Raw genomic sequence first — 17,221 nt, forward strand, 5'->3', positions numbered from 1 at the left:
AAGGCAGTGAACGTCCCATTTGGGTTGGTTCACTGCCTTTCGTTTTACTGATTTAAAATCTGACAGGTGTACGCATTGATGAGATACGGCTTTTCCTCATCCATCAGATAAATGCGGTAGCATGGCTCCAGATTGATCGAGGCAACGCCATCCGCCGCAGTATTGCTTTCCATCCGCGCATAGCCAAGCTCCATGCGATCAATGGTTGCTTCCTCCGCATGCTCGCCCTTTTTCCATTCGCGCATGAAGGCAAGCAGGGCTTCATCCGCATAGCTTAAATCCTGCTTTTCGCCCGTATAGCCGCGCACAGGGTAATAATTGAAGGTGATTTTCTGAATTCCATCGGCGGTGACGAAAAAGGAGAAATAATTCGCAAAAACCTTCTCCCGTTTATACTGCCCGAAGAAATTCACCCGAAAGCCCTCGCTCTCCTCCACAATAATAGCATCGCCATAGCTGCCGAAGAAATGCTCCGTATTATCAATGAATTTCTGCGCTTCTCTGAGGGCTTCCGTCTTGGTCATCTCGCCCTTGCCGCTTTTCACTGCTTTCGTTTCCCAGACACCGCGCGCACCGCTCATGGTCAGGCTGCTCTGTTTCCCCTGATAGACCGTTTCGCCGCCCTTTGTAGAAGCGGTTGTGCGCGCACTGCCGAAAAACAGCCGCTCCAGCGTTTCCTTATTATAGGAGGGCAGCTCCACCGCCAGACGGGACATGGGCGGATGCTCCGTCAGAAGGTCGGTATACATGGTGATGCCGTTTCGCGAAAGCACCTCAAAGATGGAGCGCTCCTGTGTCGCCGTCATGGTGTTTTCCCGATTTTGTTTATAATTCAGCCCTGCCAGAAGTACATTCAGCAGTACCAGCAAAACAATCACAAACTTTTTTGCATTGCTCCATTCCATGCCCTTCCTCCTTTCTTCTGCATAGTTTCTTCTGCATATTTCCCTTATCGCTTATTCTCCTGCCGTTACGCCCGTTAAATCCTTTTCCTGCTCCGTATCCACCACGAAGGTATACTCATAGAGGGTAACGAACCATTTCAGGCGGATATCGCCCGTCAAATCCACATGATAGCCCAATGCAATATTCTTAACATCGGTGATATCCTTATCCTCGACAACGGACTTATAGGTCTTATTTGCATCATCCAGTGCATCGATGAACTGGACGTTAATCTTCTGATTTTTCTCTGCGGCTTCGCTGAAATTGACCGCATAGCGGCGGTATTCCTTGACCGCCTGATTTCGCAGCGTTACTTTAATGGCATGGGATGCACCGATACGATCCTTCACATTCTGCGAAAGATTCACCGGCAGGTTATCCACTGCATAATCAAAATAATACACAACCTCATTATTGATGGTACGCTCGATATCCGCCAGATAAATATCCGTTTGCAGGGAATCATCATTTTTCAGGAAATTACAGCAAATCTGATAACCCTCAAGCAGGCCTGTTCTGTCATTGCCGGCGTAGTTTTCATAGCTGTAATACTCCAGAATCCGCACATCCGGATAGTATTTGACAACCGTTTCGCTGTCACTGAAGGTATAGGTGCCGTCCTCGTCACGCTCGCTCCAGTCCACAGAGAAATTGCGGAAGAAATTTTTCACCGTATTTTCCAATGTAGCACGGCTCGGCTCGCCATCCTTTTCAAAGGCAAACTCCTGCTCCAGAGCCGGATATTCATAGGGCAGATATGCCCACTGGGGCAAAAACATATTGCGCCACAGCACCGATGCACTGGTGCGCTGCCCTGTGGAGATATAGCGCATATCGCCGTTATCCGCCATCAGAGAATCATAGAGCGCGACAGACGCGCCGCCGCCCTCGCAATGAAACGCGACACATTCATTCGTATCGGAATTGACGAAATAGGCGTAGCTTTCCTCGCCGCTCCTTCTGGCAGGCACAATCGTGATATAATCGAACTGCTCCAGCTTCTGGTCTGTTTTCAGATCCTTATAATTTTCCAGATATTCCTCCGAAGCAATCATAAAATCATACTGCATGACAATGCAGCGCGCCGCCAAAATTTTTTTCCAATCAGCGGTTGTTTTCTGAGGGAATGCGCCGCTTTGGGACAGAATCTCCCCCAGAGCCTTATTCGCCGTTTCCAGAAGCGTACTATTCCCCACATTATCGGGATAATAGACCGAAAAGGTACCTTCGCCCTCCCCAACCGCATAACGGGTAGCAAGAAGGACATCCCCATCCGCCTCCTCCTTGCCGAAGCTCAGCTGCTTCGCCAGGGCATAAAAAAAGTTATGGCCGCTTGTTCCTTCCAGCCATAACTCTCCTGTCTGATAAATCGCAGTTATGACCAAAGCAACAATGATAAAATTTGTAATCCTGTATACTTTCATTTGATCTCACCGCTTTTTCTATTCAATTTATTTTCATCTGATTTTTTATTTTTTCGCACCCATGCCGGGCAGCGCAATCATCCGTTGCAGCTGACTTTTTACCTGTTGGGGCACCTGCTTGATGACCGTTGTGGTCTTAGCTTCTCCCTCTGCTGCAAAGGAAATATAGTTATTCCCTCTGCTCAGGGGCAGGGTTTCGCTGAACAGCCCCATAGAGCCGACAGTTACGGTTTCTCTGTGGGTTTCGACCATATTGCCGAAACGATCCATTTTGGATACCGTAAAAGTAATATCCGTGCCGGGCTTCGCTTCCCCATAGAGGATTCGGCTACTGTCAAAGGTACATTCCACCTCATCGCCGCCGATTTGCAGCCCACTTGTAATATTCACCGAGGAAGCAAATACACTGACAGGAGAAAAAGAAAACACTGCCGCCAAAGCCAGACCAATGAGTTTTTTTCTATATGCTTTCATTCCTGTCACCTCCTCTGCAATCTCGTCATATTCGGAAAAGCCTTTCCATTCTATTGTATGGAAATTTCTGCTTTCTGTCTACTATGATTATATCGCACGAAGATTACAATTATGTTACAACGCCCTTACAGTTCTATAACAATCTGCTCAGACAAGCACGCCGCGGTTAAGCCATTTGTCTGAGGTGCTGTTTTCGTCTGTATTTCGGCGTAATATTATGCTTTCTGTTCCTCCCTTTCATATTCCAGAATCGGGCGTTCCTTCGGGAACCATATAATCATCGTTGTTCCCTTGCCATATTCGCTTTCTGCCGTCAGCTTACCGCCGTGGCTTTCCATAATTTCCTTTGCAATGGCAAGCCCCAGACCTGTGCCGCCCATGGCACGGCTGCGCGCCTTATCCACACGATAGAAGCGCTCAAAAATACGGGGTAAATCCTCTCTTGTGATGCCCATGCCCGTATCCTTCACATGAATCTTATAGAACTGCTCCTCCTCCGTAATGAAGATGCGGATGCTCGCCTGCTCTAAGCTGTACTTGATGGCATTGGTCACAATATTATTCACCACCTGCCCCACACGGTCTCTGTCGCCGAAAACAACAACCTCATGCTCATACGGCTCAAAGGTCAGCGTCTGATGCTTGGCTTCCGCATGGATTTTGTTCTGGCGAACAGTCATGCTGAGAAATTCATTCATTTCGATTTTCGTAATATCCAAACGCACCTGCTTATTATCAAAACGCGTCAGCTGCAGCAAATCACGCACCAGAAATGCCATACGGTCTGCCTCGCTGTTAATGATGCCAAGGAACTCCTGCGCAATCTCCGCATCCTCCATAGCACCGTCCAGAAGGGTTTCCGTATAGCTTTTTACGGTTGTCAGCGGTGTTCGCAGCTCATGCGACACATTCGCCACAAATTCCTTTCGCATATCGTCCAGCTTTTTCTGCTCTGTGATATCCTGCAAAACAACAACTACGCCTTCGACCTCGCCCCTTTTATCGTAATAAGGAGAGAAATTCGCATTGATAAACTGCTTGCCGACAGGGAAAATAACCTTCTTAGAGGGTTCATTTCCCATATCCAGATAGACAGAGGAGCTGATATCATACGCACGGATAAATTCCGTAAAATTCATTTCTATTTTTTCCAGACCAAGCATCCCCTCTGCCGCCGCATTGGCAAGCATCAGCTCGCCGTCCTTACTGAAGGAAATCACGCCGTCACTCATGTTATGCAGGAGAATTTCCAGACGGTTTTTCTCTCTTGAAATTTCCGACATATTCTTGGAAAGCTCCGCCGCCATGTTGTTAAAGCTGCTGGTCAGCTGGCCGATTTCATCATTGCTGCGCACCGTTAGGCTCTGATCCATATTCCCTTCCGCCAGATTTTTCGCACCCGTTGTCAGCGCAAGAATCGGGCCCGTCAGTGTCTGCGCAAAAACATAGCCCATTACTGCCGCCAGAAACAGCGCAATCATAACCGCCGCAACAATCGTCTGCGTGGTTTTATCCAGACTGGTCTGCATATCGCTTGCGTCCAATCTGGTATAGATGATATAGGAGGGGGTTGTCCCGCTCGTCTGCACAGGTGTGGCATAGCTCATCCATTCACGCAGAAGCCCGAAGGAATCGGTGCTTTTTTTCTGTGTGGAAAAGGAGGTCATGCCGTTCATTGCCGCAATAATTGCCTGATCCGTATAAACCGGATAGGGTGCCTCCGTTACGGTGGTGGAGGCAATCGTCTCCCCATCCGTATTGAGGATATTGCCCTGTATGCCGACGGCATTTGATACGGTTTTTAAGAGCTTCTCCTGAAATTCCTCATCCTTGCCGCCCTCAATCACCTGTTCATTGATTCTCTCCGCATAGGTTGCCAGCTCCTGTCTGGATTTATCAATCTCGATATTTCGCAGGCTGAGCAGGATATAGGTGCCGCTGACAATCATCACAATCAGCACCAGCCCCAGATACATGATAATTAACTTCCATTTAATACTTCGCATTCGCAAAAGCTAATCCCTCGCTTTTCTCAGCAGTCAAAATAATACCCTACGCCTCTTTTTGTGAGGATATAAACCGGCTTGCCGGGGTCATCCTCGATTTTTTCACGCAAACGGCGAATGGTGACATCCACTGTCCGCACATCACCGAAATATTCATAGCCCCAGACCTTCTCCAGAAGCGTTTCTCTGGAAAAAACCTGTCCCTTCTGCGCGGAAAGGTATTTCAGAAGCTCAAATTCTCTGACAGTCAGATCAATGATTCTCCCATCCTTCCGCACCTCATACCGATCGGGGTTGATATCCAGCTTGCCAAAATTCCCCTTACCGGCAGGTGCCTGTTCGGGAGTCTCCTCGCGCACAACGGATTTTCTGAGGTTCGCCTTCACCCTTGCCATCAGCTCTCTGACACCAAAGGGCTTGGTCACATAATCATCCGCTCCCAGCTCCAGCCCCAGCACCTTATCCAGCTCCTCGGCTCTTGCCGTCAGCATGATAATCGGGGTATTTTTCTTTTCTCTGATTTTTTTGCAGACTTCATAGCCATCCAGCTTCGGCATCATGATATCCAGCAGAATCAGATCCGGATTTTCCTCCATGGCTTTCTGTACGCCTTCCTCCCCATCTGCCGCCGTGATGACGGTATAGCCCTCCTTTTTCAAGTTAAACGCAATGATATCGACGATGTTTTTCTCATCATCGACAATCAGAATTTTTCTGTCCATAGTGTCCTCTCCCCCTCGGAAAGTCTTATTCTTCATTCTATTCTTCTTCGATTATACTAGAAAGTGCCGCAAAAGTAAACAAAACCGCTTGGCATCCAATATTTGACGAAGCTTTTGCTTGCCAAGTTTCACCAAAAATGCTATTTTGTAAGAAAAAAGCGAAAAAAATCAAGGAGGGTGTTTCATGGGTATCCTAGGCGCAAAAAATAAGGTTATCGCAGGCGACTATATCGGCGGCAAAATTATGCATTCCGGCGGCAAGGTGGTTTTATCCATCAACCTCGGCAATATGATTATTCTCAACAAAAAAATGGTTGCCGCCCACAAAATCGAAAGCGAGGTCAAGGGCAATCATAAAATCTCCGTTACCTTTGCGGACGGAAGGAAAAGCCTGCTCGAATTGGATGATGCACTTTGCACCGCCTTACTGGCGCAGCTGTTTTAACCATTTTCGGCAATCAAAAAGAACTTCTCATTTTTATGTTGAGAAGTTCTTTTTTTGTCTTAAAGTCTTGCTTCCAATTCAGCTTTTCTGTCCTCGTAGCCCGGTTTTCCCAGAAGCGCAAACATATTTTTCTTATACGCCTCAACCCCCGGCTGGTCAAAGGGGTTTACATCCAGAAGATAGCCGCTGATGCCGACTGCCTTTTCAAAGAAATAAACCAACGCCCCAAAATGATAAGCGTCCATCTTATCCAGCGCAATCACCAGATTGGGTACGCCGCCATCCATGTGGGCGAGCATTGTGCCTGCAAATGCCTTGCTGTTGACGAAATGGATTTCCTTTTCCGCAAGGAAATTCAGCCCATCCTCATCCTGTGCATCAAATGGCACCACTGCGGCAGATTTCGGCGTTTTCACCCAAAGCACCGTTTCAAAGAAGCACCTAAGACCATCCTGAATATACTGCCCGATGGAGTGCAAATCCGTTGAGAAATTCGCCGCCACAGGGAAAATGCCCTTATGCTCCTTCCCCTCGCTTTCGGCGAAAAGCTGCTTGAACCATTCCCCGAAGGAGGTCAAATGCGGCTCATAATTTGCCAGAATTTCAACCGTTTTGCCCTGCTGATAGAACAAATGGCGCAGTGCGGCATACTGATAGCAGTCATTTTCCCTTAAATCAGGGTTACTGTATTTTTCTCTTGCATCCGCCGCGCCCTGCATCACAGCATTAAGCTCCACGCCGGCAGCTGCCATCGGTAAAAGCCCGACAGGGGTCAGTACGGAAAAGCGTCCGCCGACATCATCGGGGATGACAAAGGTTTCGTAGCCCTCTCTGTCGCACATGCCCTTCAGCGCGCCCTTTGCGCGGTCGGTTGTGGCAAAAATACGCTTTGCGGCTTCTGCCTTTCCGTATTTTTTCTCCAGAAGCTGCTTGAAAATGCGAAAGGCAATCGCAGGCTCTGTGGTCGTGCCGGATTTGGAAATGACGTTGACGGAAAAGTCCCTGTCTCCCAGAATTGCCAGAACATCATTCAGATAGGCAGAGCTGATGTTATTCCCTACGAAATAAATATCGGGGGTGTCTTTTTTTCGTTCATTATAAAACGGGGTCTTGATGAAATCGAGCGCCGTTCTCGCCCCCAGATAGGAGCCGCCGATACCAATGACAATCAGCACCTCGCTGTTTGCCTGTATGCGTGCCGCCGCCTTTTTGATGCGGTCAAATTCTTCCTTATCGTAATTTACGGGCAAATCCACCCAGCCTAAAAAGTCATTGCCCTTGCCTGTTTTTTCATGAAGCGCATAATGGCAGCGCTCCACCTCCTTTTGCAGTGCAAAAACCTCGTCCTTTTTGATAAAATCTCCTTTCAGAGAAAAAGAAATACCCATAGGAAATCCCCCTCCTTTTTTTCATAAGTACAATTCCGATATCAATATATTACCACAAAAAAGCCGTTCCGCAGCAGAAATCTGCGGAACGACCCTCTTTTTTTCGCTATTTTTTTATTGTGTTCCCTTGACGATGATTTCAGGCACAGCCTCCTGGATAATCTCCTTATCCACTTCCTTTTCCTCCGTCACCTCGCCGTTGATACGCGTAATGCGGATGGTGCTTTTCTTCTGCCCTGCCTTGCCCTGCTGGATGACCTTCTGATAGCTCGAAGGCTTGGTATCATCATACTGCGTTTGGTAGGTCTTTGGCTCCACTGCCGTCAGCACCTGTGTTTCCACTGTTTTTACGGAAATCTTCGGCTTCTGTACCGGCACATTGATGACCTGCCCCACACGAATCCCGCCGGTAAGATTTGCGCCTTCATTCAGCTGATTCAGCTTTTCAACCGTTGTTTTAAATTCATTTGCAATCAGATACGGCGCATCGCCGGACTGAACGGTATAGCTCTGGGTTGCCTCTGTAGTGGATTCCAATACCTTCACGGCATTCTCCTGCTCCAGAATCTGCGTGGAATCCACAAATTCCTTCACAACCTCAACATCCTCCTGCCAGCTGATTTCCGCATCCTCCGCAACGCCCTCCTTGGGCATGAGGTCGGTCTGCACCTGCTTGAGCACGGCATTCGCCGCTTTTTCATTTGCAAGGATGGCAACCTTTTCACTATCCACTGTAATAATCGCCGCTTCCACCTTATACGTCACCTTGCTGCGCATTTTCGGCAGCAAATGCTCCATCGTGCAGACATCCTTCTTCTCCTTGGAGCCGATATGGATGCCCTCTACCTTGATTTTCTCGTTAATCTGCACCTTCGAGCCGACAATACCCTCCAGCTGACTTTCCAGTGTGGCAGTCAGCTCCTTTGCCGTTACCTTTCTGGTTTCCAGAATCCCGACCTGCTCATCCGCGATATAAACCGCAGAGCCGTTTTTGCGCACAAAGAGAAACACGATGAATAAAATCACTATAATCCCAATCAGATAAAGTGCATTGCGGTTCAGCTTTTTGCCGTCCTTTTTGCCGCGCTTTTTTTCTGCGGGCTTATTGCGGTTCGTTCTGCCTGTTTTTTTGCCTTTTGTATTTTTTCTGTCCCGTCCGGCAGGTGTTCCGCTGCCATAGGGCACACGCTCCTCCCGTTTCGGGAACAATGTATCCGCCATGGGTTTTCCCCCTTATTTCTTCAAATTCTGACAACTGATGCTTTTATTTTATGATATCCACAGGAAGATTGCAAGCAAAAGGCAAAAATTCCGTTTTTCTGTAACGAAACTGTAAGATAAGCCCTTCCGCAGAAGCTCGTTTGCATCAAAAAAAGCCTCCGCAAGGGAGGCTTATATTGTCTTATTTATTTTTGATAAAACGCAGAATGGATTCTGTCTGGTATTTGATATGACCCTGTGCCACTGCTGCGCCTTCCTCGCTGTCATGATTTTCCAGCGCACGCAGAATACTTCTGTGGTGTGCCACGATGGTGGACATGGAATTATCGTTCTTCGCCTGTGCCATTCTGTAACGATACAGCTGGATTCTCAGGTTTCGGAACATCTGAATCAGCTTATCGTTTTCTGTTGCCTGAAAGATCACATCATGGAAATCTTCGTCAATATCCACAAAACGCTCTACATCATTTTCCGCAACCGCGCGTTCAAAATCCACTTCCATATTTTTCAGCTGCTGCAAACATTCCTTTGTCATCTTCTTACAAGCCAGAGAGGTTGCAAGCCCTTCCAGCGCGCTTCTGATTTCCAGAATATTTACGATATCCTTTTCTGTCATATCCAGCACCTGCGCGCCCTTTCTGGGCACCAGCTCTACCAGATTTTCCAGCTCCAGCATACGCAGTGCCTCTCTGACAGGAGTACGGCTTACGCCAAGCTTTTCCGCCAGCTGATTTTCCATCAGTCTTTCTCCGGGAACCAGCTTGCCTGTCAGAATCGCATCCCTCAGTGTGTTAAATACGACATCTCGCAACGGTAAATACTCATTTGTATTGATGTTGAATTTTGTTTCGGTCATTATTATGTTCTCCTCTCAGCTCTCTTCGTACCCGATAGGTTCTTGTTGCCAAGCAATCCTTCAGGGCAAACTCCCGTTTCACCAGAGCCGCCGCCTTTCTTGCCTTTGCTCTGTCCGTAAACAGGGCAAACACCGTTGGACCGCTGCCGCTCATGAGGGCACCCTCCGCCCCTAATTCCATCAAACGTGCTTTTATTTTTGCGATTCTTGGATGCAGCTCAATGGTCACGGTTTCCAGAACATTGGAAAGCAGCTTTCCCATCTTTGCCACATCTTTCTCTTCCATGGCTTTGAGCATTGCTTTTGTATCGGGGTGCTGCTCGATTTCCTGCCAACGCAGCTGCTTATAAACAGAAGCTGTGGAAACGCTGACGGGCAGCTTTGCCAATACCACATAGCAATCCGGACAAGGATGTGCGACATTTGTCATCACCTCGCCGACTCCCTCGCACAAAACTGTGCCGCGACGGATGCAGTAAGGGATATCCGAACCCAATCTGCCCGCCACCTCCTCCAGCTGTGCTTCGGAAAGCCCCAGACCAAACAGGCGGTTCATGCCCACCAGAACAGCCGCACAATCCGTACTGCCGCCGGCAAGCCCTGCCGCAACGGGGATTCGTTTATCAATCTCAATAAACACACCCTCCTTTATGCCGAAGGTCTCCCGCATCAGGTTTGCCGCCTTCCACGCCAGATTGCGCGCATCCGTCGGCAGCCATGGCAGGTTGGTTTTCAGCTTGATTACGGGCTTTTCCAGCTTCTTCATATAGATACCGTCATACAGTGCTACCGTCTGCATGATGGTTTCCAGAAGATGATAGCCGTCCTCCCTTTTGCCTGTCACATCCAGGGTTAAATTGATTTTTGCTCTTGCCTTCAGTCGTATTTCTCTCACGGTGTAGCCTCCCGTTTTTTCTATACTGTATACATTTTTATTATGGATATTGTACACTACATAAAACAAACACGCAACCATCAACTTACACAAAAAAAGAATTTTTTGTCGAAAAAGTTAACATTCTTTTAAAAAACGGTAAAGATGAAATTCCTATTCTTTTTTTGTGCTATAATAATGAAGAAAAGAAAAATTTTTCCTTCCCTGAAGGGGGTATCTTTATGTGGACATTTTACGAAAAAAATAAACAAGCCATTCATGATATTGTCCTGCTGCTTGCGGCGGTGCTCGGCTGCTGTCTGTTCTTTCGCTATCTTTTTCGGATTTTCCTGCCATTCCTCATCGGGTGGCTGTTGAGCCTGCTGTTTAACCCTCTGGCAGACCGCCTGCAGAAATTTCATATTCCCCGTGGCATCAGTGCCATCATCGGGATTCTGCTGCTGTTTGCCCTGTTGGGACTGCTCGGCTTCTGGAGCGGCACAGGGCTGATTGCCAAGCTGAAGGAGCTTTCCGAAAATCTGCCGCACTATATCAACCTGTTTGAAACGGGGCTTGCACATTTCTGGACACGGTTTGATACCCTTGCGCAGAGGCTGCCAAAGACATTACAGGTCTTTTTCTCCAGCCTGCAAACGGATTCCTCCGGCTTTCTGCTCTCCCTTGTTCCCAAGGGCAGCGCAACAGGCAAGCTTGGCGGTGTTTCCGGCTTTTTCATTGCGTTTTTTGTATCACTGATTTCCGCCTATTTCTTCACAAAGGACAGAGACCTGCTTCGCCGGCAGTATGAAATTCATATTGCGCCGCTGTTCGGGCTTTCCGTCTATACCACAAAGCAAGAATTAAAGGCTTCTGTCCTGGGCTATCTCAAAACGCAGCTGATTCTGATGGGCTTTATTTTTATCGTCACTCTCATCGGGATGCTGGTGCTGCATTCGCCTCATCCGCTGCTGCTGAGTATTCTGATTGCCATTATCGATGCCCTGCCCTTCTTCGGCAGCGGGTTCATCCTCTGGCCGGGCGCAATTTATTTCTTCACCAGAGGAAATACCTTCCTTGCCATCGGCTATCTGGCACTTTATGGCATCATCCAAATAACGCGGCAAATCCTACAGCCGAAAATTCTTGGCACGCAGATTGGGCTGCATCCCCTGCTGACACTGTTCTCCATGTATTTCGGCTTTAAGTGCATCGGGGTATTCGGGCTGATTTTAGGGCCTATCGTTGCGGTTGTGCTGAAAGCACTTTTCCACGCAAGGAAGCAGAACAGAGAGCTACAGAAGCCTTTATAATTTTATCAGCATACAAAAAAGGATAAATCTCAGAACGGGATTTATCCTTTTTCTTTTTTGATTTTTATTCGATTTCTGTTGTCTGCAGCATAATATTGATAGCATCCAGCACTTCCTGCTTCTGTGCATCCTCATAATAGGTGCCGCCATAAATCACCAGATTGCCATCCAGAATTCCGTACACAACAATGGAATGGGAATCAGGAATAGCAAGAATCGTTTCTCTGCCGCCCGCCTGCTCCAAGGACTCCTCTGTCCAAAGCTCATTTTCAATCATCTGATCAATAACCGCATCGTTGAAGGTGAAGGAATTTTCCATATAGATGACAGGATTGCCGTCAAAGCTGCGCAGCTCACATTTCTCAACCGTCAGAGAAGCATTCTTTTCCAGCTGCTCCAGCACCTGATTCATCAGATCCTCGTCAAGGGCTTTCTTTCTCTCCCCTGCAATCTGTACGTTGATGGCAACCGGCTTCTCTGTCCCAACGGTATCCCTTGCATATAACACCAGACTGTTTACAACCTCGCCCTCCGTTGTCCAAACATCCGCATCATACTGATATTTTGCCGTGCCGTTTTCCACTGTCGCCAGCTCCATCTTGCTGATATCCAGCGGCTCCATGGCAGGATATTCCGCCGCCTGATTGTCGGAAGCACCGCAGCCTGCCAATGCAAGAATCATCAGCCCTGCCGCCAGAATTCGTTTCATTTTTTTCATAAATCGTTCTCCTTTGTCTTTTGGGTAAATGGGTTAAGTAAAATTATACCACAATTTCGGCAAAAAATGTACTATGAGATTCCTGCCTTGATGCCCCAAAGCACCAGTAGATGCAGGGGATAAAACACATAAAAGAAATAACGTGGCAGTTTTTTTGAAAACGCCGCCACACGCCATTTCTCATCCAAAAAGCCAAAGGAAAAGAGAGACAATAGCTGAATCCATGCCCTTGTTTTCAAGCCATACAGAATATTCAGCAGCAGCTGTCCGTAAAAGCAGAGGCTTTCCCGTTCCGCATAAAGCCCGAAGCAGAAAATCGTCCAGACACCATACCAGCCATAGCTCATGTCAGCAAAATAAGAGCCGATAAGCAGTACCGCCGCAACCGCCTTTTTCCTCTGCCGAAAGAAATACAACGCCGCCGCACCCCATGCCAGCATGAATAAGGGATTGCCCTGTGTGATGCCGAACAGAAGCATATAAATCGGCTGAGAAAGGACCGCCGTCAGAAGAATTCGCCCGAAATACCGCCAAAAGCAATGCGTATAGCGCACCCCCTCGGCAATACCGAAGGCAAACAGCGGAAACGAAAGCCGCCCGATGGCACGAAAGCCGATGACACTCGGAAAAAAGACCATGCCGATGTGGTCAATCAGCATGGTCAGTGCCGCAATAAACTGTATGAATTGCCGCTGTTCCCTTCCCATTATTCCTGGAACATAGGAGTGGAGAGATATCTGTCGCCCGTATCCGGCAGGAATACCACAATGTTTTTGCCTGCATTTTCGGGGCGCTTTGCAATCTCCTTCGCCGCATGTACCGCCGCACCTGCGGAAATACCGGACAGCAGACCTTCCTCTCTCGCAAGGCTTCTGCCTGCCGCATACGCATCTTCATTCGTTACAGTAACAATTTCATCATAAATCTCTGTATTCAGAACATCGGGTACAAAGTTTGCGCCAATCCCCTGAATCCCATGAGGGCCTGCAACACCCTTGGACAGCAGGGGGGAGGCTGCCGGCTCTACTGCGACAATCTGCACCGCAGGGTTCTTTTCCTTCAGATATTTGCCTACGCCTGTGATTGTGCCGCCTGTACCGATGCCTGCAACGAAAATATCCACCTTGCCATCGGTATCTGCCCAGATCTCAGGGCCTGTGGTTTCATAATGCGCCGCCGGATTGGAGGGGTTCACAAACTGCCCTGCAATGAAGGAATCGGGGATTTCCTTTGCCAGCTCCTCCGCCTTTTCCACCGCACCCTTCATACCCTGCTTGCCCTCTGTCAGCACCAGCTCCGCACCAAAGGCTGTCATCAGCAGTCTGCGTTCCATGCTCATGCTGTCAGGCATAACGATGATTGCGCGATAGCCTCTTGCCGCCGCCATCAATGCCAGACCAATGCCTGTGTTGCCGCTTGTGGGCTCAATGATGGTTGCGCCCTCCTTCAGGATGCCTGCCTTTTCCGCATCCTCCACCATGCGCTTTGCAATACGATCCTTCGCACTGCCGCCGGGGTTCAGCGCTTCTACCTTTGCCAGCAGAGTTGCGCCCGTTTCCTTTTCAATCTTTGTCAGCTCCAGTAAGGGTGTGTTGCCAATCAGTTCTTCTACACTTTTATAAATCTTAGCCATAGTTGTTATCCTCCGTTCAAAAAATCTGTTTTCCGCATTTCATTAGTGTAACATAAATTTGCAAGCCTGACAGCAACAACAGCCAAAAATTGTACTTTTTAAAAGCATAACATCACTCCCTATTTCATATCGATTAACTATGATTTAAGAGGATACACCTGTTTTTTCTATTTGTCAATCGTTTTTTCTCATTTTCTTCTATTGTACCATCTTCTTTTTTGTGCTACCATTGTTTTGGTAAGTAGTCTATACAGAAAAAAGGAGAAATACTATGAAAATCGGTAGAAATGACCCCTGCTGGTGCGGCAGCGGCAAAAAATACAAATCCTGCCACGCGGCTTTTGATGATAAGCTGGCGGCGTATCAATTAAAGCATATTCCCGTTCCCAATCATAAGCTGATTAAAACCCCCGAACAGCTAGAAGGCATCCGCAAGGCAGGCAAGCTGAATACGGCAATTCTGGATATGGTTGCGGAAAATATCAAGGCAGGCATGTCCACAGACGATATCAATACACTGGTGCATAACTACACCGTAGAGCATGGCGGTATCCCTGCGCCTCTGGGCTATCAGGGCTTCCCCAAGAGCGTCTGCACCTCTGTGAACGATGCCATTTGTCATGGTATCCCCGATCCCAATCAAATCCTGCAGGATGGCGATATCATCAATGTTGACGTTACCACCATTCTGGATGGCTATTATGCCGATGCCTCCCGTATGTTCCTGATTGGCAATGTCTGCGACGAAGCGAGAAAGCTGGTTGAGGTGACAAAGGAATCTGTTGATTTAGCCCTGAAGGAAGTAAAGCCTTGGGGCAGACTGGGCGATATCGGCGCAGTCATCAGCGAATATGTCCATCAGCATGGCTATACTGTTCTGCGTGATATCGGCGGTCATGGGGTCGGCAATGATTTCCATGAGGACCCGTATGTCTGCCATATCGGCAAGAGAGGAACAGGGATGCTTCTTGTGCCCGGCATGGTCTTTACGATTGAACCCATGGTAAATGAAGGCAAAGAGGATTTCTTCGTAGATGAAGAAAACGAATGGACGGTTTATACCGAGGACGGTTCTCTTTCCGCCCAGTGGGAATATACCGTTGCCGTAACCGAGGACGGCGTAGAAATTATCACACACTAAAATTTGCTTATGAAACAACGAACCCCCTCCGTACGCTGTGTATGAAGGGGGTTTATTTTTATAAACATTATTCTGCTTTCTGCGCCTGTTCCGCCAGAAATTTTGCCGTTTTCTCAATCATCTGCAATCTGGTGTCGCTGAAGGAATGGTCGGTGTCCAATGCTTCATAAACCACATTTCCACCCATTTTCTTCAGCTCCTCTACCCAAGGCAGGCAATGCGCCGCAGGCGGACAGCACTCATCCTGCACCGCACCTAAGCAATAAACCGGACGTTTTCCGAAGCGTTCCAGCAATGCCCCAATGCGATAGCTTGCCTGATTGGCGAAAACCTCCTCATATAATGCCGCAGGAGAGGTTCCGCTCAGCCAAATCGGGCCACCCTCAAAAATATCCAGCAGCAGCCGCTTCGGCTCCGTATCATCCGCAAAGCCCATCACGCCGCCTAAATCGCAGGGCGCAAGCAGAACCGCCGCCTTCAGCTCCGGATGCGCCGCCAAAAGCTGTGCCGTCACAAAGCCGCCTACACTATGCCCTGCCACAAACAGTCGCTCCCGATCAAAGCCGTAGGTCGTATTCGTTTCGATAAATTCCAGAAGGGTGTCTGCATCCTCCAGATTATGCGCATAGGCATACGCCCCATCACTGCCCCAGCTGCCGCTGTAATGATACAGCACCACATGAAAGCCGATGCGCCGCAGCGCCTGCGCTAAGTCAAAATTCTTTTCAATGCCCGGAAAGCCATGACTCAGCAAAACCGTCGGATGCAGCCCTGCGCCGCCTGCGCGGTAAATTGTCACCAGAAGCCTGCCACGCTTTCCCTGCAAAACCTCCGCCTGTAAATCAGGGGGATTTTTCTCCCATGAGCCTTCCTTCGTCAAATATTTCAAATCCATCGCATGCGCCTCCTTCGGTTTTTCTTTCGTATATTTTTTATATCATAGCATTTTTGTAGAAAATTGCAAGAATAAAATTTCTGCCGAAAAATCAATATAACCACCGGTAAACCGGTGGTTATGCTTTTTCAAAACCTATTTGTCCAGAACCGCAACCTGAATTGCCTTTACAGCCTCCTCCATGCGCTTGATATCCTCCGCCTTCAGCCTGATATCCAGACACTTCGCAGTATCCTCTACGCTCGATGCACGACGCATGCCAACCAGAAGGCTCATTCTGTCATACTGAGACAGCGCCCAAGCCTCCACCAATGCCGCATAGCTGCAATGATATTCCTCGCACATCGGTGCCCAGAGTGCAAATGCACGGCGCAGTCCTTCCTTCTTTTCGGGTGCCACCCACGGCAGTCTGGAACGGATGTCCGTTTTCGCAAATTCCTTATCCAGAAATGCAGGAGAGGTCAGAAAGCCCTCCTCCAATACGCCGTAGGTCTGGAATACAGTATTGTTTTTTCTGCACATCTCAAAATATTCTCTGCCATGGAAGGGCGAAAGAATACTGAAAAATTCCTGCACAACGGATACCTTGCCGCCAACCCTCCGATATGCCGCCAAATCCGCAGGCTGGCTGTTGGAAAGCCCATAGGTGCGGATTTTCCCTTCTCTGACCAGATCCTCCAGCGCGCCGACCGTTTCCTCTACAGGAAAGCTGCCGCAGACATAATGCACAATCACGGAATCCAGATAATCCGTCTGCATCCTGCGCAGAGAATCCTCCACGTCCTTTTTCACTGCCGCCGCACGGGTGTCATTGTTGACGGTGTACCCATCGCGTTCATAATGGAAATTACCGCCCTCATTTCTCCAGTTCAGGGAGCATTTGCTTTGCAGGATAAAGTCCTGTCTTCTGCCCTTCAATGCCTTGCCGAGCAGCTTCTCGCTTGCACCTGTGCCGTAAACCGGCGCGGTATCAATATAATTTACGCCATATTCCCGACAGATGTCCAACAGATTTCCGGTATCCTCTACCGTAGAATCTCTGTCCGTCCAGACACTGCCGCCGCCAAGTCCCCATGTGCCTAATGCAATCACGGAAACATCAATATCCGTATTGCCAAGCTTCTGATATCTCATTGTTATCCCTCCGTTTGCTTTGAAAACTGCTTACA

The 17,221-nt window shown here is 48.4% G+C and carries 17 protein-coding genes; 3 read left to right on the forward strand and 14 right to left on the reverse strand.

Going from position 1 to position 17,221, the window contains the following annotated elements; translation table 11 throughout:
* Positions 1 to 44: 44 nt before the first annotated feature.
* The 5 genes from yycI to yycF all read right to left on the reverse strand — a co-directional run bounded on the left by yycI (position 45) and on the right by yycF (position 5,571).
* Entirely contained in the window at positions 45 to 905 is an 861-nt protein-coding gene (yycI, locus tag GPK49_RS11530; protein WP_215678007.1) for a two-component system regulatory protein YycI, read from the reverse strand.
* 51 nt (positions 906 to 956) lie between these two features.
* Positions 957 to 2,369 (reverse strand): hypothetical protein, encoded by a 1,413-nt coding sequence (locus tag GPK49_RS11535; protein ID WP_215678009.1) that lies wholly within the window; start codon positions 2,367 to 2,369, stop codon positions 957 to 959.
* 45 nt (positions 2,370 to 2,414) lie between these two features.
* Positions 2,415 to 2,843, reverse strand: a complete 429-nt coding sequence (locus GPK49_RS11540; RefSeq protein ID WP_016407530.1) for a hypothetical protein — start codon at positions 2,841 to 2,843, stop codon at positions 2,415 to 2,417.
* 215 nt (positions 2,844 to 3,058) lie between these two features.
* Positions 3,059 to 4,849, reverse strand: a complete 1,791-nt coding sequence (locus GPK49_RS11545; protein WP_318283914.1) for an ATP-binding protein — start codon at positions 4,847 to 4,849, stop codon at positions 3,059 to 3,061.
* A gap of 26 nt (positions 4,850 to 4,875) precedes the next feature.
* Entirely contained in the window at positions 4,876 to 5,571 is a 696-nt protein-coding gene (yycF, locus tag GPK49_RS11550) for a response regulator YycF (protein ID WP_215678014.1), read from the reverse strand.
* A 184-nt stretch (positions 5,572 to 5,755) separates the two neighbouring features.
* On the opposite strand from yycF, the gene GPK49_RS11555 reads away from it, so the two are divergent.
* Positions 5,756 to 6,016, forward strand: coding sequence for a hypothetical protein (locus GPK49_RS11555; RefSeq protein WP_016407533.1), 261 nt, complete (start codon positions 5,756 to 5,758; stop codon positions 6,014 to 6,016).
* A 59-nt stretch (positions 6,017 to 6,075) separates the two neighbouring features.
* Here GPK49_RS11555 and GPK49_RS11560 read toward each other — a convergent pair whose 3' ends face one another.
* From GPK49_RS11560 to ispE, 4 genes are all read right to left on the reverse strand, one after another.
* Positions 6,076 to 7,404: a glucose-6-phosphate isomerase gene (locus GPK49_RS11560; protein ID WP_215678017.1), complete on the reverse strand. Its 1,329-nt coding sequence runs from the start codon at positions 7,402 to 7,404 to the stop codon at positions 6,076 to 6,078.
* A gap of 114 nt (positions 7,405 to 7,518) precedes the next feature.
* Positions 7,519 to 8,625, reverse strand: a complete 1,107-nt coding sequence (locus GPK49_RS11565) for a G5 domain-containing protein (RefSeq protein ID WP_215678019.1) — start codon at positions 8,623 to 8,625, stop codon at positions 7,519 to 7,521.
* 181 nt (positions 8,626 to 8,806) lie between these two features.
* The gene (locus GPK49_RS11570) at positions 8,807 to 9,481 is read right to left on the reverse strand and encodes a GntR family transcriptional regulator (protein WP_016407536.1); all 675 of its coding nucleotides are present in this window, start codon (positions 9,479 to 9,481) and stop codon (positions 8,807 to 8,809) included.
* Complete coding sequence (gene ispE, locus GPK49_RS11575; RefSeq protein WP_118579864.1) at positions 9,447 to 10,376, reverse strand: 4-(cytidine 5'-diphospho)-2-C-methyl-D-erythritol kinase; 930 nt, start codon at positions 10,374 to 10,376, stop codon at positions 9,447 to 9,449. The genes GPK49_RS11570 and ispE overlap by 35 nt, the downstream gene beginning before the upstream one ends.
* 221 nt (positions 10,377 to 10,597) lie before the next feature.
* Here ispE and ytvI point away from each other — a divergent pair, with 221 nt between their 5' ends.
* On the forward strand, positions 10,598 to 11,665 hold the full coding sequence (gene ytvI / locus GPK49_RS11580) for a sporulation integral membrane protein YtvI (RefSeq protein WP_215678022.1): 1,068 nt from the start codon (positions 10,598 to 10,600) through the stop codon (positions 11,663 to 11,665).
* A gap of 64 nt (positions 11,666 to 11,729) precedes the next feature.
* Here ytvI and GPK49_RS11585 read toward each other — a convergent pair whose 3' ends face one another.
* From GPK49_RS11585 to cysK, 3 genes are all read right to left on the reverse strand, one after another.
* Positions 11,730 to 12,383, reverse strand: coding sequence for a hypothetical protein (locus tag GPK49_RS11585; RefSeq protein ID WP_215678025.1), 654 nt, complete (start codon positions 12,381 to 12,383; stop codon positions 11,730 to 11,732).
* 71 nt (positions 12,384 to 12,454) lie between these two features.
* Positions 12,455 to 13,090 carry a TraX family protein gene (locus GPK49_RS11590; RefSeq protein ID WP_215678028.1) on the reverse strand — a complete coding sequence of 212 codons (636 nt, stop codon included), beginning with the start codon at positions 13,088 to 13,090 and terminating at the stop codon, positions 12,455 to 12,457.
* On the reverse strand, positions 13,090 to 14,016 hold the full coding sequence (cysK, locus tag GPK49_RS11595; protein ID WP_215678030.1) for a cysteine synthase A: 927 nt from the start codon (positions 14,014 to 14,016) through the stop codon (positions 13,090 to 13,092). The genes GPK49_RS11590 and cysK overlap by 1 nt, the downstream gene beginning before the upstream one ends.
* 271 nt (positions 14,017 to 14,287) lie before the next feature.
* Here cysK and GPK49_RS11600 point away from each other — a divergent pair, with 271 nt between their 5' ends.
* The gene (locus GPK49_RS11600) at positions 14,288 to 15,157 is read left to right on the forward strand and encodes a methionyl aminopeptidase (RefSeq protein ID WP_118579875.1); all 870 of its coding nucleotides are present in this window, start codon (positions 14,288 to 14,290) and stop codon (positions 15,155 to 15,157) included.
* Between the two features lie 67 nt (positions 15,158 to 15,224).
* On the opposite strand, the gene GPK49_RS11605 is transcribed toward GPK49_RS11600, so the two are convergent.
* Together GPK49_RS11605 and GPK49_RS11610 are read right to left on the reverse strand one after the other, a co-directional pair.
* Positions 15,225 to 16,052 carry an alpha/beta fold hydrolase gene (locus GPK49_RS11605; RefSeq protein ID WP_215678034.1) on the reverse strand — a complete coding sequence of 276 codons (828 nt, stop codon included), beginning with the start codon at positions 16,050 to 16,052 and terminating at the stop codon, positions 15,225 to 15,227.
* Between the two features lie 135 nt (positions 16,053 to 16,187).
* On the reverse strand, positions 16,188 to 17,186 hold the full coding sequence (locus GPK49_RS11610) for an aldo/keto reductase (protein WP_215678037.1): 999 nt from the start codon (positions 17,184 to 17,186) through the stop codon (positions 16,188 to 16,190).
* Positions 17,187 to 17,221 lie beyond the last annotated feature (35 nt).

Origin of the sequence: Clostridium sp. MCC345 (genome assembly GCF_018785345.1) — a bacterium.
GTDB lineage: Bacteria > Bacillota > Clostridia > Lachnospirales > Anaerotignaceae > Anaerotignum_A > Anaerotignum_A faecicola.

Bases quoted from the DNA above. Each gene is read 5' to 3' on its own strand.
- yycI (WP_215678007.1), bottom strand. From the start codon at position 905: ATGGAATGGAGCAATGCAAAAAAGTTTGTGATTGTTTTGCTGGTACTG.
- GPK49_RS11535 (WP_215678009.1), bottom strand. From the start codon at position 2,369: ATGAAAGTATACAGGATTACAAATTTTATCATTGTTGCTTTGGTCATA.
- GPK49_RS11540 (WP_016407530.1), bottom strand. From the start codon at position 2,843: ATGAAAGCATATAGAAAAAAACTCATTGGTCTGGCTTTGGCGGCAGTG.
- GPK49_RS11545 (WP_318283914.1), bottom strand. From the start codon at position 4,849: ATGCGAAGTATTAAATGGAAGTTAATTATCATGTATCTGGGGCTGGTG.
- yycF (WP_215678014.1), bottom strand. From the start codon at position 5,571: ATGGACAGAAAAATTCTGATTGTCGATGATGAGAAAAACATCGTCGAT.
- GPK49_RS11555 (WP_016407533.1), top strand. From the start codon at position 5,756: ATGGGTATCCTAGGCGCAAAAAATAAGGTTATCGCAGGCGACTATATC.
- GPK49_RS11560 (WP_215678017.1), bottom strand. From the start codon at position 7,404: ATGGGTATTTCTTTTTCTCTGAAAGGAGATTTTATCAAAAAGGACGAG.
- GPK49_RS11565 (WP_215678019.1), bottom strand. From the start codon at position 8,625: ATGGCGGATACATTGTTCCCGAAACGGGAGGAGCGTGTGCCCTATGGC.
- GPK49_RS11570 (WP_016407536.1), bottom strand. From the start codon at position 9,481: ATGACCGAAACAAAATTCAACATCAATACAAATGAGTATTTACCGTTG.
- ytvI (WP_215678022.1), top strand. From the start codon at position 10,598: ATGTGGACATTTTACGAAAAAAATAAACAAGCCATTCATGATATTGTC.
- GPK49_RS11585 (WP_215678025.1), bottom strand. From the start codon at position 12,383: ATGAAAAAAATGAAACGAATTCTGGCGGCAGGGCTGATGATTCTTGCA.
- GPK49_RS11590 (WP_215678028.1), bottom strand. From the start codon at position 13,090: ATGGGAAGGGAACAGCGGCAATTCATACAGTTTATTGCGGCACTGACC.
- cysK (WP_215678030.1), bottom strand. From the start codon at position 14,016: ATGGCTAAGATTTATAAAAGTGTAGAAGAACTGATTGGCAACACACCC.
- GPK49_RS11600 (WP_118579875.1), top strand. From the start codon at position 14,288: ATGAAAATCGGTAGAAATGACCCCTGCTGGTGCGGCAGCGGCAAAAAA.
- GPK49_RS11605 (WP_215678034.1), bottom strand. From the start codon at position 16,052: ATGGATTTGAAATATTTGACGAAGGAAGGCTCATGGGAGAAAAATCCC.
- GPK49_RS11610 (WP_215678037.1), bottom strand. From the start codon at position 17,186: ATGAGATATCAGAAGCTTGGCAATACGGATATTGATGTTTCCGTGATT.